The following is a 13,947-nucleotide window of genomic DNA, read 5'->3' as shown; positions in this document are numbered from 1 at the left end:
ACCGATCGCGGGGCAGCGGCCCACCCGACACGCGGGCGCCCTCTAGGCTGATCGCCATGCGTGACGCAGACCGACATGACCTGATCCGTGTGCGCGGTGCACGGGAGAACAACCTCAAGAACATCGACGCGGACATTCCGAAGCGCCGGCTGACGGCGTTCACGGGCGTGTCCGGATCCGGGAAGAGCTCGCTGGTCTTCGGCACCATCGCCGCAGAATCGCAGCGCATGATCAACGAGACGTACAGCGCGTTCGTGCAGGGTTTCATGCCGGCTCTGGCACGCCCCGACGTCGATGTGCTGGAGGGGCTGACCACCGCGATCGTGGTGGACCAGGAGCGCCTCGGGGCCAATCCGCGCTCGACCGTAGGCACCGTGACCGATGCCAACACGATGCTGCGGATCCTGTTCTCGAAGCTGGGGGAGCCGTACATCGGCGGCCCGACCGCCTTCTCTTTCAACATCCCCACGCAGAAGGCCAGCGGCATCATGACCTCGGCCAAGGGCGAGAAGAAGATCGTCCGCGACGCGATCTACCTCGGCGGAATGTGCCCGCGCTGCGAGGGGCGCGGGCAGGTGTCGGACATCGATCTCAGTCAGGTCGTGGACGAGTCGCTGTCACTGGCCGACGGCGCGATCCTGGTGCCGGGATACACGGCCGACGGCTGGATGGTGCGGGGGTTCGCCGAGTCCGGGTTCTACCCGGCCGACCGGCCGATCTCGACCTTCACCGAGAAGGAGCGGCATGCGTTCCTGTACAGCGAGCCCACCAAGGTCAAGATCCAGAACATCAACATGACCTATGAGGGTCTCATCCCGAAGATCACGAAATCGATGCTGTCGAAGGATCTGGATGCGCTCCAGCCGCATATCCGCCGGTTCGTGGAGCGGGCGGCGACGTTCGCGGTCTGCCCGGAGTGCGACGGGACCCGCCTGACCGAGGGGGCCCGGTCGTCGAAGATCGACGGGGTGAGCATCGCGGACGCCTGTCGGATGCAGGTCACGGATCTGGCCGAGTGGGTGCGCGCGTTGGACCGGCCGGGGGCCGGCCCGCTGCTGGCCGGGCTGGGCGCGAATCTGGACGCGTTCGTGACGCTGGGCCTCGGATATCTGAGCCTGGACCGCCCGTCCGGGACGCTGAGCGGGGGAGAGGCACAGCGGATCAAGCTGCTGCGCCACCTCGGGTCGTCGCTGACCGATGTGACCTATGTGTTCGACGAGCCCACGATCGGCCTGCACCCGCACGACATCCAGCGGATGAACACCCTGCTGCTCCAGCTGCGCGACAAGGGCAACACCGTGCTGGTCGTCGAGCACAAGCCCGAGACGATCGCCATCGCCGACCACGTCGTCGACCTCGGGCCGGGCGCCGGCACCGCGGGGGGCGAGATCTGCTTCGAGGGCACCGTCGACGGTCTGCGGGCCAGCGACACGATCACCGGCCGGCATCTGGACGATCGTGCGCGGCTCAAGGAGTCGGTGCGGGCCGGATCCGGGGTGCTGTCGGTCCGGGGGGCGAGCGCGCACAACCTGCAGGACGTCGATGTCGACATCCCACTCGGCGTGCTCGCCGTGATCACCGGCGTCGCCGGGTCGGGAAAGAGCTCGCTGATCCAGGGCTCGGTGGTGCCGCGAGACGGGGTCGTGTCGGTGGACCAGAGCGCGATCAAGGGTTCGCGGCGCAGCAACCCGGCGACGTACACCGGGATGCTCGAGCCCATCCGCAAGGCCTTCGCCAAGGCGAACGGGGTCAAGCCGGCACTGTTCAGCGCGAACTCCGAGGGCGCGTGCCCGTCGTGCAAGGGGTCAGGCGTGATCGTCACCGAGCTCGGCTTCATGGACACCGTCGAGACGCCGTGTGAGGACTGCGGCGGCAAGCGGTTCCAGGCCGCGGTGCTGGACTACACGCTCGAGGGCAAGGACATCACCGAGGTGCTCGACATGGCCGTGTCCGAGGCGCAGGAGTTCTTCACCACCGGACAGGCGAAAATTCCCGCGGTGGCGACGATCCTGAATCGACTGGCGGATGTCGGACTCGGATACCTGACACTCGGTCAGCCGTTGTCGACGCTGTCCGGAGGGGAGCGGCAGCGGGTCAAGCTCGCGATCCAGATGGCCGACGACGGAGACGTGTATGTGCTCGACGAGCCGACCACCGGACTGCATCTGGCCGATGTCCAGAACCTGCTCGGGCTGCCTGGACCGGCTCGTGGATGCCGGCAAGAGCGTGATCGTCATCGAGCACCATCAGGCGGTCATGGCGCACGCGGATTGGATCATCGACCTCGGTCCGGGCGCCGGCCACGACGGGGGCCTGATCGTCTTCGAGGGAACGCCCGCCGACCTCGTCGCCGACGGCTCGACGCTGACCGCTCAGCACCTGGCGCAGTACATCGGAGGGTGAAGCGTGGGGGATGGGACTCGAGGCACCGATGTGACTGTGGCTGTCGGTTTGTCTGACTGTCCGTAGGCCCGAAGTGTATATACGATGCGGTAGTCTTATATATGCGAGGAGGCCCGCATGGCATTGAGCATCAAGGATCCGGAGGCGGATCGGCTCATCCGCGAGTTGGTCGCCGAGACGGGGGAGAGCATCACCGAGGCCGCGCGAAAGTCCTTCGAGGAGCGGTTGCAGCGGGTTCGCAGTCAGCCGGGTTCGGCGTCACAGCGGCGCAAGCGCATTCAGGCGATCATCGACGCCGCACGCCGCGAGCCGATGCTGGATGACCGCACACCCGACGAGATCCTGGGCTACGACGAGTCGGGCTGCCGACGTGACCGAGCGCATCGCCGTGGACACGTCCGCAATCGTCGCGGTCGTCTTCGGAGAAGAGGATGCCGGTCTCTACGCCGATGCGCTCGCTTCGCACGCCGGTGGTCTCATGTTGTCGGAGGTGACCCGGTTCGAGTTGGGCGTGGTCGTGGAATCCAAGCAGGGCGCGCCCGGCGTACTGCGGCTGAGCGCGCTTTTCGACGACCTGGATGTCGAGTGGGCCACGGTCGATGCGAGCATCACCGGTGGTGCGCTCGCTGCGTGGCGCGAGTTCGGGAAGGGGCGTCACCCTGCGCGTCTCAATCTCGGTGACTGCTTCTCGTACGCGCTCGCAATGCAGCTGGACGCTCCGCTGCTGTACAAGGGTGACGACTTCGCGCTTACTGATGTCCGCTCTGCCCTGGAGTGAACAAGCGTCAGTTGCCGCCGCGGTCGACCGATCCTTTGCATTCGATCAGTCTCGCATTCGTGGGTAAACCTGATCGATGTGGGCCGGTAGAAGAACTGCCGATAATGCCCATTATGTCAGCTCGAAGCTGAGACACCTGAGTTGCGAGACACATCGCGTGCATCCCACATGTGTACACAAGTGCTACCATTACTGCATGGACACTTTGACGAGCGAGGTCTCGACGCGTGAGCTGCGAAGCCAGCTCTCGGATGTGCTTGGACGAACGATGTACGCGGGCGAGCGCATCGGTGTCACCCGCAATGGGAAGCTCGCCGCCGTGATGGTGAGCGTGGCCGATCTTGAAGCACTTGAAGAGTTCGAGATGGCACAGGACGTGGCCGCCTACCGTGAGGCCAAGACATCCGACGATGGCACCCGGGTCACGCTTGACGAGTTGCGTGCCGACCTCGCTTCGTGACCTATAGCGTCGAATTCACTGCGGCCGCGGCCAGGCAGGTGAAGAAGCTCCCCCGCCCAGCGCGCGATCGCGTACTCGATGCGATCGATGGCCTCACTGATGACCCTCGGCCGCACGGAGCGAAAATGCTCGTCGGTGAGCAGACGGCCTGGCGCATCCGCATAGGTGACTACCGAGTGATTTATGACGTGTTCGACGTGGAGCTGACGGTCAGCGTCGTGCGGGCTGCACACCGCCGCGAAGTTTACGACCGGTAGCACCCGGACTCCGGACGAGATTTCACCAGTGGGGTGTCGGCCAGTTCAGGGGGCGATGGGTTGCGCGGGGTAGCTGGCCTCATTGTGGGCTTTCGTGCTGTGCATGCTCCAGAGCAGCTCGGCGAGTTTGTCCGGGTGTACGTTCGGAAAATCGGGCACCGACGCGCCCGCAGCCTTGGCGGCCTCGCGCTGAAGGTAGAACGGCGTGTTCTCAATCGCGGCGGCAATGTAAAGGCGGCCCACGTAGACGCCGCGGTCGGCTACCTCGGCTTGTAAAGACTGTAGGTAGTTGCGCTGTGCCGCGAGGGCAAGCCCCGGGCCGCTCATCCCGGGTCGACCCTGCAGAGCCGCGGCCCCTACTGCGGCGAGGATGCCTCCTTCTCCTTGCTCGAGCATATGTGGGAGAAACTCCTGCACCAGCGCTATGAGCGTGTAGACAGCCAAAGGCATCGAGTTCCGCACTGGCTCGGGGGTGAGAGCGCTGGCCGCTGTGAACCCCGCGTTCTGGCCGCCGGGCTGCGACGCATAGTAGAACGCGTCGAGAGGCCCAACAGCAGTGCGGATCTGTGCCGCGATTCGAGGCACGCTTTCGGTGTCGGCGAGGTCGGCAACCACCGGGTACGCGACCGCGCCGCTATTCGCGAGTCTCGTTGCGAGGTCTTTGAGCGGTTCGGGACGTCGGCCAACGAGCACTATTTCGTAGCCTTCACGGGCGTAGCGGTGGGCTACCGCTTGGCCGAGGCCGGGTCCGGCGCCGAATATAGCGAGAGAAGGTGACACGGTTTCTCCTAATTCGTTGGGCTAGTGAGGACAGGCAACTTGACGTTACCGTCAATTTGACGCATGGGTCAAGTTGATAGGCTCGCTGCATGACGAACGCAACTCCGTTGGCTCGCCACGATGTCGACGCACCGCTTCGGGCGGATCGCAGCTCGCAACGTCGAGCAGATTCGACGCGCGGCCATCTCGGCATTCCACGGCAGGGGCCTTGACACCCCACTAGAACAGATCGCTGCCTCGGCTGGGGTAAGCAAGGGCACCATCTACCACCGCTTCGGTGGCCGCTCCGGTCTCATTGATGCCGTCATCGGCGAGTTGGTCGGAGTCGAAATGCACAAGATCATCAACCGCGCCCTCCAGACAATTGACCCCTGGGCAAGCGTTGCCACCTATATCGCCGACCGCCGCGCCCTGCACTACCGCGAACCAGCGGCAGTAGATTCGCTGATCATGGCCTACCCGCAATCCGAGCAACTGGCGCTGCTGGCCGCGGCCGCCACAGAAGCGACGGACAAGTTGCTGCAGCGAGCCAAAAACGCGCACACCCTCCGCAACGACTTCACAACATCGGATCTCTTCTACGCCGACGCGGGCAACGGGCTCGCGATGCGGCAATTCGGTAGGCCGTCGCTGCCCGACTATAACCGCCGGACCGCGCTCTTCATTGAGAGCCTCCGAGAGCGCTGACGCAGGCCCGGCGGGAGTCTCGCGAATCATCGCCCGAACTGTCCGCCTCCGACGAGTTCTCGGAGCTCAAGCTCGGGCGCCGCCCGATCACTCACTATCCTCACGACGATGCCGGCACGTCCCAGATCGGCGACCCGCCACAGCATCCTCGACCCCCTGTCTGACAGGCGCTTCGCACACCGAGTGGAATACCCCTAGGGGGTATATGGTTGCGAGTGGTGGACATCCACAGGCCGCAACGGCAGCACGCCGCGTCGACGCTTCGAAAGGGATCGAGACCATGGACAGCCATTCCGCGCATCACGAGCCAATGACCGACCACGAAGATGCGGCACACCTCGAACACGCTGCTCACGGAAATCATCACGACGACCACGGCGACCATGCCGGCCACGGTGACCACGTCGCCCAATTCCGGCGACTGTTCTGGATCATGCTGGTCCTGGCCGTCCCGACGGTCGCGCTGTCGGGGATGTTCTCGACGATCCTCGGGTACCCCCTCCCCCAGGTCCCCGGGCTGACATGGGTCTCGCCGGTGCTCGGCACCATGATGTACGTGTGGGGCGGCCAGCCGTTCCTCGCCGGCGGAGCGGCGGAGCTCCGGTCGCGTCGTCCGGGAATGATGCTCCTGATCGCCCTCGCGATCACCGTCGCCTTCGTCGCCTCGTGGGGCGCCAGCATCGGCCTCCTGCATCACGAACTGGACTTCTGGTGGGAGCTGGCGCTCCTGATCGTGATCATGCTGCTCGGCCACTGGATCGAGATGCGTTCGCTGGCCCAGACCACGTCGGCTCTCGATTCACTGGCTGCACTGCTGCCGGACGAGGCCGAGCGACTGGAGGATGGGCAGGTCGTCACCGTCTCCCCCGCCGACCTGGTCGTCGGCGACACCGTCGTGGTGCGGCCGGGCGGCAGCATCCCGGCCGACGGCCGCGTCATCGAGGGACGCGCCTCGATGGACGAATCGATGGTGACAGGCGAGTCCCGTACGGTCTCGCGGACGGCGGGCGAGACGGTCACCGCCGGCACCGTCGCGGTGGACTCAGGGCTTCGCGTAGAGGTCACGGCGATCGGCCAGGACACGGCGCTCGCCGGAATCCAGCGCCTGGTGACCGACGCGCAGAGCTCGTCGTCGCGCGCGCAGCGCCTCGCGGACACCGCAGCGGGCTGGCTGTTCTGGTTCGCGCTCGGGGCCGCCGCGATCACGGCTGTCGTGTGGACCGTCATCGGGCTTCCCGACACCGCGGTCGTCCGCACCATCACCGTCCTGGTCATCGCCTGCCCGCATGCGCTCGGCCTGGCCATCCCCCTGGTCGTCTCCATCGCGACCGAGCGTGCCGCGCGCGGCGGCGTCCTGGTCAAGGACCGACTGGCCCTGGAGAGCATGCGGACCGTGGACACCGTGCTGTTCGACAAGACCGGCACCCTCACCAAGGGCGAACCCGTCGTCTCCGCAGCGTCAGCGGTCGACGGCTACGACGTGGATCGGGTTCTCGCCGTCGCCGCGGCCGCCGAGGCGGACAGCGAGCATCCGCTCGCACGGGCCATCGTGCGAGCGGCCGCCGCCAAGCACCTCACGATTCCGCAGAGTCGCGACTTCTCATCGTCGCCGGCGGTGGGCGTCACCGCCTCCGTGAACGGGTCCATCATCCGCGTGGGCGGACCGCACCTGCTGACCGAGGAGAACGCACAGGAGCTCCCCGCCGCCCAGCAGTGGCGTGCCGACGGGGCGATCATCCTCCACGTGCTCGAAGATGACCGCGTCGTCGGCGCCCTCAAGCTCGCCGACGAGGTCCGTCCGGAGTCTCGAGACGCGGTGGACGCGCTGCACGCGCTCGGCCGGCAGGTCGTGATGATCACCGGCGACGCGGAAGCCGTCGCACAGGGGGTCGCCCGCGAGCTCGGAATCGACCGCTACTTCGCCGGCGTGCGCCCCGAGGACAAGTCCGCCACGGTCCGTCAGCTCCAGCAGGAAGGGCACAAGGTCGCGATGGTGGGCGACGGGGTGAACGATGCCCCGGCCCTGGCGCAGGCGGACGTCGGTCTCGCGATCGGCGCCGGCACCGATGTCGCGATCGCGTCTGCCGGCGTCATCCTCGCCGGCGACGACCCCCGCTCCGTGCTCTCCGTGATCGAGCTGTCCCGGGCCGCCTACCGCAAGATGAAGCAGAACCTGTGGTGGGCGGCCGGGTACAACCTGTTGTCGGTCCCTCTCGCGGCCGGCGTGCTGGCCCCCGTGGGATTCGTGCTGCCGATGTCGGTGGGGGCGATCCTGATGTCGCTGTCCACGATCGTCGTCGCCGTCAACGCGCAGGTGCTGCGACGGCTGGACCTGCGCCCCGAGGTGACGGCGCGGACGATCCTCGGGCGGTGACGGGCCGTGGATCGTCAGCGGGCGATCACCGGCACTCCCCCGGACGGTTCGGCGCCGTTTCACGAGCGACTACGCTCGAGGACGGGCAGGATGTCGCGTGCCTGTGCGGCCCGGCCCGATCAGTGAACGACTGAAGGACCTCTCATGTACGCCCTGACCGCCGCCGACATCCGCGGCTCCTTCGTGAACGCGTCGGTGCGCGAACGCAACGGCCTTGCCCTGCCCGCGGACCTGGACGACCTGGACTGGGAGCGCCTCGACTTCCTCGGCTGGCGTGACCCGAAGATCGCTCCCCAGGGCTGCGTCGTGGTGCCCGTCGACGACGATGTGGTCGGCATCATGCTGCGGGAGGCCACCCAGCGGGCGCGGACGCGTCCCCAGTGCTCGTGGTGCGAGGATGTCACGCTGCCCAATGACGTCGTGTTCTTCGCCGCCAAGCGCGCCGGACGTGCCGGCCGCAACGGCGACACGGTCGGCACCCTCGCGTGTGCGCGGTTCGAGTGCTCGCAGAACGTCCGCAAGCTTCCCCGTTGGCCTACCCGGGCTTCGATCGCGAGGCCGCACGGCAGCGGCGGGTCGCCGCCCTGCAGGCGAACGTCGCCGGGTTCGCGCGCGACATCCGCGACAGCCGCTGAGACCCGACGTTCGCCGGGCCCGCCGCCGCCGTCCCGGCTGTGCCACGCTGTCAGGGTGAGAGAACAGCCGCTCCGGCCGCCGACCCGTTGGGGTGGTGTGCTCGTCTCCGAAGAGGCGGTCTACGGTCTCATCCTCGTGACCGGCATGATCATCGTCGGTTCGAGCCACACAGACGAGCCCTGGGAGACGCTGCTCACGGTGCTCACCACCGTCGTGGTGTTCTTCGCCGCGCACGTCTACGCCGGAACGGTGTCGCGGATGGCGGGCGGGAGCCGACCGTCGATCCCGGCCGCGCTTGCGCGGGGCGCTGCAGCACTCGATAGGCCTGCTGGCCGTCTCCGTGCTCCCCCTCGCCGCCCTGCTGCTGGGCGGGTTCGGAATCCTCAGTCCGCGCACCGCGGTGTGGGCGGCGCTGGTCGTGGACGTGGTCCTGCTCGCGCTGGTCGGCTGGCTGATGGCCGTCGTGCGCAAGCCCATCCTTCTGGGTCCGCATCTGGGGCGCGGTCATCACGGGTGCGTTCGGAGCGGTTCTCGTCGCTCTCAAAGTGCTCATCCACGGCTGACCGCGCTCACCGCGTCGCCCGGGTGCAGGAACGCGCCATGACCGGGGCTACGCTGGGAGGCGCCTCATCCTGCGAACGGAATCATCGCGTGACCACTCCCTTCTCCCCGGCACCCATGTGGCGCGCGTGGCTGATCTGGGGCGTGGCCGTCGCCGCCTATGTGCTCGCCGTGATGAACCGCACCTCGCTCGCGTCGGTCGGCGTGGATGCTGCTCATCGATTCGATGCGGATGCCTCGACCCTGTCGATGTTCGCGGTCCTGCAGCTGGCGGTGTACGGCTTCATGCAGCTGCCGGTCGGCATGCTTCTCGACCGCGTGGGCACCCGCCCGATCATCGTGACCGGCATGGTGCTGATGGCCGCGGGACAGCTCGTCATGGCGTTCTCCACCGATGTCGGCATCGCGATCGGCGCGCGCATGCTGATCGGCGCGGGCGACGCCGCGATCTTCCCGAGCGTGCTGCGCGTGGTGGCCACGTGGTTCCCCGCCCAGCGCGGCTCGATCATGGTGCAGCTCACCGGGATCGTGGGACTGTCCGGGCAGCTGCTGGCGCTGATCCCGCTGGCCGCCCTCGTCCATTCCACCACCTGGACGATCGCCTTCGGGGCCGTGGCGGGCCTGGGCGTGCTGTTCGCCGTCCTGCTGCTGGCGATCGTGCGCAATCATCCGCCGGGTGTGCCCGCGGATGTCTCGATCAACACCGACACCGGCGCCATCCGGGTCGTCACCTCCGCCGTCGACACCCGGGTCGGGGTGCGCGCGACCTGGAGCCACCCGGGGACGCGCCTCGCGTTCTGGTCGCATTTCACCACGCCGTTCGCCGGCACCGCGTTCATCATGCTCTGGGGCATCCCGTTCCTCACCGCCGGCGAGGGCCTCTCGCCCGCACAGGCGGCCGGCGTGACGGCGGTGTACGTCGTCGTCGGAATGATCCTCGGGCCGGTGATGGGGCTGCTGTCGGGCAGACTGCCGAATCACCGCTCCCGCGCGCTCGTCTTGCCGACCGTCGCCCTGCAAGCTCATCGCCTGGCTGACTGTCATCGCGTGGCCGGGCCCCGCCCCGCTGTGGCTGCTGTTCCTCCTGGCGATCGCCATGGGCACGGGCGGGCCGGCGTCCATGGTGGCCTTCGACCACGCGCGCACCCACAATCCCAGTCACCGGCTCAGCACCGCGACCGGCATCACGAACACCGGCGGGTTCCTGGCCGGCCTGATCGCCATCTTCCTCATCGGCGCCGCGCTCGACCTGCTGGGCGCGGGCACGCCCGAGACGTACAGCCTCGAGGCGTTCCGCATCGCGTTCCTGACCCAGGTGCCGCTGTGGCTGGTCGGCGCGTTCTTCATCGTCTACGAGCGCAAGCGCACCCGCGTCCTGCTCGGGATGGACCCAGCCCGCCCGCGCAGAGTGCCACGCGCGTAATCTGAGGGCATGTCGCGACTCCGTCCGTACGGCTCCTACGGCACGGACGCCCCCTGGGTTCCCTGGCTGTGGCTTGCGATCGGAGTGCTGTACGTCGTCCTCGCGGTGTGCGGCATCGTCTGGTGGAACGTCTCCGCATGGGGAAACGCGATCGTCGCGATCGTGGCCGTGGTGTTCGTGGCGGGTGCCGGCGTGTACTGGCACACGACCCTGCGCGGCAAGTTCGCCGTGTGGCGAGACATCCTCGAGCAGCCTCGGCCACCGTCCCGAGTCCTCGACATGGGCTGCGGTCGCGGCGCCGTCGCGATCATGACGGCGCTCCCCTCCCCCGATGCCGCGTTCGAGCTGGTGACGGCGAGCATGTCCATCCACAACATCCACAGCGCGGCCGGGCGCGCACGGGCCATCGACCAAGCCGGTCACCTGACACGCGGTGCGCGTCAGCCCTCGCGAGGGGCGATCGGCACCCAGTCCGGGTACTTCGTGCCCGACCGTCACCCGAGGACGTGTGCGTCATCCGCCGCTGCACCCACGGCAGCACATGCGAGCGGTAGTACGCGGCCGTCTTCAGCCGTTCGGCCTCGATCTCGGGGAGGGACCACCAGTCCACCGGCGGGTTCTGTCCGACCGCCGACAGCACCCGCGCCGCGACCCGGTGATGGCCGCGGACGTTCATGTGCAAGCCGGTCCGCAGACCAGTAGGGCGGCGTGCTGAGCTCGTGATCGGGCCAGTTCCACGCGGTGACGACGTCCGGCCGATGCGCCAGCCGCTGCTCGACGGCGGCCGACAGCAGGTCGCCGCGGCGCTGGATGACGCGGCGCAAGCGGCAGCTGACCGGACGGGTTCGCCCCCGACAGGGCCAGAAGGGTCACGCCCTCCTCGTCGCAGCGCCGCAGCACGTGCGCGAACAGATCCGCGACCTGCGCGATCGACGTGCGCGGGCGGAGCATGTCGTTGCCGCCGCCGTTGAACGACAGGTGCGTGGGCTTCAGCGCCAGCGCCGGCTCCAACTGCTCCGCGACGATGGGCTCGATGAGCTTGCCGCGGATCGCGAGGTTCGCGTACTCGATCGGCTCACCTGCGGCATCCGCCCAGCCCTGGGCCGCGATGTCCGCCCAGCCGCGCACGCGCCCGTCCGGCAGCTCGTCGCCCACCCCCTCCGTGAACGAGTCGCCGATCGCCACGAATCGCACCGAGGATGTCACCCTCACAGCCTACGGCCGATCCCGACCGCGCCTGAACGACGTAGGGTGACGTCATGGCGCTGTTCGCCGATCGGTCCCACGCGGGGCGGGAGCTCGCCGGCTCGCTCGCCGCCTGGCGCAGCCAGGATGCCGTCGTCGCCGGGATCGCCCGCGGCGGCGTCGCTGTGGCCGCCGCCGTGGCCGACAAGCTCGCCCTCCCGCTGACCGCCGTCGCGGTGCGCAAGCTCGGCGTCCCCGGGCATGAGGAACTCGCCCTCGGCGCGATCGCCGCCGGTGTGCGGATCGTGGACGAGCGGGCGCTGCGCGCGACCCGCACCTCCGCGCGCGAACTCGACCAGGTCGAGAAGCGCGAGCGCGAGCGCCTCGCTCGCCGACACGCGCTCCTCGACGCGGATGCGCCCACGGTCGGCGGCCGCGCCGTGCTCCTCGTGGACGACGGCATCGCCACCGGCGCGACCGCGAACGCCGCCGCCCGCGCCCTGCGTCGCGACGGCGCATCCCGCATCGTCCTGGCCGTGCCGGTCGCGCCGACGGGATGGACGCCGGAGCCGGATGCGGTGGACGAATACGTCTGCCCGCACCCGATGGACGACTTCTGGGCGGTCGGCAGGTTCTACGACGACTTCACCCAGACCTCGGACGACGACGTCATCGCCCTCCTCGCCCGCGGTCGGTGACGATCAGATCCCCGCCACCAGCGCGCTGCGCAGGGTGTCCAGTCCGACGCCGCCGATGTCCAGCGCGCGCCGGTGGAACTCCTTGATGTCGAAGGCGTCCCCCTGAGCGACGCGGCACTCGTCGCGCAGCCTCCCAGATCCGTTGCCCCACCTTGTAAGACGGCGCCTGCCCCGGCCAGCCGAGATAGCGATTCACCTCGAACTGCACGAACTCGTCCGACATGTTCACGTTGTGGCGCATGAACTCGAGGGCGAAGCCGGCGTCCCAGGTCGCCCCGTCGTCCCCGAGGTGGGCCCAGGCGGCGGGTCGGGGCTTGCCGAGATGCACCCCGATGTCCAGCACCACCCGCGCCGCACGCATCCGCTGACCGTCCAGCATCCCCAGCCGATCCGCCGGGTCGTCCAGATAGCCGAGCTGCTCCATCAGGCGCTCCGCGTACAGCGCCCAGCCCTCGGCGTGGCCGGACGTGCCCGCCAGCAGCCGCCGCCACGAGTTGAGCTCGCCACGGTTGTACACCGCCTGCGCGATCTGCAGGTGATGGCCCGGCACGCCCTCGTGGTAGACCGTGGTCAGCTCGCGCCAGGTGTCGAAGTCCTCGACGCCTTCGGGCACCGACCACCACATCCGCCCGGGGCGGGAGAAATCGTCCGTGGGTCCCGTGTAGTAGATGCCGCCTTCCTGGGTCGGCGCGATCATGCACTCGATCCGGCGCACCGGCTCCGGGATGTCGAAATGCGTGGCGCCGAGCTCGGCCACGGCACGGTCGGCCGTGGCCTGCATCCACTCCTGCAGCGCCTCGGTGCCGTGCAGACGACGCGACCCATCCGCCTCCAGGTGCGTGATGGCCTCTTCGACCGTGGCACCGGGCAGGATCTCCGCGGCGATGGACTCCTGCTCGGCGACCATCCGCGCCAGCTCTTCCAAGCCCCACTCATAGGTCTCGTCCAGGTCGACCGTGGCGCCCAGGAACTGACGCGAGTACAGCGCGTACAGCTCGCGCCCGACGCCGTCCTGGTCGATGGCTGCGGGGGCGAGCTCGGCGCCGAGGAACGCGGCGAGCTTGTCATACGCGACGCGGGCACCGCCGGCGGCATCCGCGAGCGCGCGGGCGAGGGATGCCGGCAGCTGGCCCTCCGCGGGCGCCGCCTCTCCGGCGAACGTAGCGAAGAAGCCGTCGTCGGCGGTGTAGCGAGCGATCTGCGTCGCGACCTCGCGCACCTGGCGGCGGGCGGGCACGACCCCCTCCGAAATGCCGGTGCGCAGGGTCTCGATGTAGCCGTCGATCGCGCCGGGCAGCGCACCCAGCCGCGCGGCGACCGTCTCCCAGTCCTGCACCGTGGCGGTCGGCATCAGATCGAGCACATTGCGGATCTCCTGCGCCGGCGACGCGATCACGTTCAGATCGCGCAGGTGCGCCCGCGCCTCATACACCTCGAGGGTGAGCTCGAGCTCGCGGGTCAGGTCTTCCTTCGTGACCGCGTCGATCGCGTCGACCGGCTCGGCGGCGCGCAGCTCGCTCAGGCGGGCGCGTGCCCGGGCGGCCGCTTCGTCCGCGCCGTCCGGAGACAAGTCCCCATAGCGGTCGTTGTACTCGTCGCGGCCGATGTAGGTCGCGATCGTGGGGAACAGCTCGGCGATGTCGTCCACCCACGTCTCGGCGATCGTGTCGACGGGCGTGGGCGTGCGTTCGGAATCGGTCATGGG

At 68.6% G+C, this 13,947-nt stretch carries 9 protein-coding genes and 5 pseudogenes; 11 read left to right on the top strand and 3 right to left on the bottom strand.

Annotation, left to right across the window (positions count from 1 at the left end; all coding sequences use genetic code 11):
- Positions 1–56: 56 nt before the first annotated feature.
- From L2X98_RS00600 to L2X98_RS00580, 5 genes and pseudogenes are all read left to right on the top strand, one after another.
- A pseudogene (locus L2X98_RS00600) lies at positions 57–2,403 on the top strand (ATP-binding cassette domain-containing protein).
- Between the two features lie 117 nt (positions 2,404–2,520).
- A pseudogene (locus tag L2X98_RS00595) lies at positions 2,521–2,706 on the top strand (type II toxin-antitoxin system VapB family antitoxin); the annotation flags it as partial.
- A 67-nt stretch (positions 2,707–2,773) separates the two neighbouring features.
- Positions 2,774–3,181: a type II toxin-antitoxin system VapC family toxin gene (locus L2X98_RS00590; RefSeq protein ID WP_259612015.1), complete on the top strand. Its 408-nt coding sequence runs from the start codon at positions 2,774–2,776 to the stop codon at positions 3,179–3,181.
- 196 nt (positions 3,182–3,377) lie between these two features.
- Positions 3,378–3,641, top strand: a complete 264-nt coding sequence (locus L2X98_RS00585; protein ID WP_259612014.1) for a type II toxin-antitoxin system Phd/YefM family antitoxin — start codon at positions 3,378–3,380, stop codon at positions 3,639–3,641.
- A complete protein-coding gene (locus L2X98_RS00580; protein ID WP_259612013.1) occupies positions 3,638–3,898 on the top strand; it encodes a type II toxin-antitoxin system RelE family toxin in 261 nt (86 codons plus the stop codon). The genes L2X98_RS00585 and L2X98_RS00580 overlap by 4 nt, the downstream gene beginning before the upstream one ends.
- A gap of 45 nt (positions 3,899–3,943) precedes the next feature.
- On the opposite strand, the gene L2X98_RS00575 is transcribed toward L2X98_RS00580, so the two are convergent.
- Positions 3,944–4,678 (bottom strand): SDR family NAD(P)-dependent oxidoreductase, encoded by a 735-nt coding sequence (locus L2X98_RS00575; protein ID WP_259612012.1) that lies wholly within the window; start codon positions 4,676–4,678, stop codon positions 3,944–3,946.
- A gap of 120 nt (positions 4,679–4,798) precedes the next feature.
- Here L2X98_RS00575 and L2X98_RS00570 point away from each other — a divergent pair, with 120 nt between their 5' ends.
- From L2X98_RS00570 to L2X98_RS00550, 5 genes and pseudogenes are all read left to right on the top strand, one after another.
- Complete coding sequence (locus tag L2X98_RS00570; RefSeq protein WP_259612011.1) at positions 4,799–5,365, top strand: TetR/AcrR family transcriptional regulator; 567 nt, start codon at positions 4,799–4,801, stop codon at positions 5,363–5,365.
- A gap of 310 nt (positions 5,366–5,675) precedes the next feature.
- On the top strand, positions 5,676–7,739 hold the full coding sequence (locus L2X98_RS00565; RefSeq protein ID WP_435526230.1) for a heavy metal translocating P-type ATPase: 2,064 nt from the start codon (positions 5,676–5,678) through the stop codon (positions 7,737–7,739).
- 144 nt (positions 7,740–7,883) lie between these two features.
- Positions 7,884–8,210 (top strand): annotated as a pseudogene (locus L2X98_RS00560) (FBP domain-containing protein); the annotation flags it as partial.
- Between the two features lie 843 nt (positions 8,211–9,053).
- A pseudogene (locus L2X98_RS00555) lies at positions 9,054–10,359 on the top strand (MFS transporter).
- Between the two features lie 9 nt (positions 10,360–10,368).
- Positions 10,369–11,061 carry a class I SAM-dependent methyltransferase gene (locus L2X98_RS00550; RefSeq protein WP_259612010.1) on the top strand — a complete coding sequence of 231 codons (693 nt, stop codon included), beginning with the start codon at positions 10,369–10,371 and terminating at the stop codon, positions 11,059–11,061.
- Here the strand turns inward: L2X98_RS00550 and L2X98_RS00545 are convergent.
- Complete coding sequence (locus L2X98_RS00545; protein WP_259612009.1) at positions 11,032–11,565, bottom strand: SGNH/GDSL hydrolase family protein; 534 nt, start codon at positions 11,563–11,565, stop codon at positions 11,032–11,034. The genes L2X98_RS00550 and L2X98_RS00545 overlap by 30 nt on opposite strands.
- 53 nt (positions 11,566–11,618) lie before the next feature.
- Between L2X98_RS00545 and L2X98_RS00540 the strand changes: the two genes are divergently transcribed.
- A complete protein-coding gene (locus L2X98_RS00540) occupies positions 11,619–12,242 on the top strand; it encodes a phosphoribosyltransferase (protein WP_259612008.1) in 624 nt (207 codons plus the stop codon).
- A 3-nt stretch (positions 12,243–12,245) separates the two neighbouring features.
- Here L2X98_RS00540 and L2X98_RS00535 read toward each other — a convergent pair.
- Positions 12,246–13,944, bottom strand: a pseudogene (locus L2X98_RS00535) (DUF885 domain-containing protein).
- Positions 13,945–13,947: the final 3 nt, after the last annotated feature.

Source organism: Microbacterium elymi, assembly GCF_021582895.2.
Lineage (GTDB): Bacteria > Actinomycetota > Actinomycetes > Actinomycetales > Microbacteriaceae > Microbacterium > Microbacterium humicola.
The sequence above is the reverse complement of the archived record's forward strand: the minus strand, read 5'-3'. Positions and strand labels throughout refer to the sequence as shown.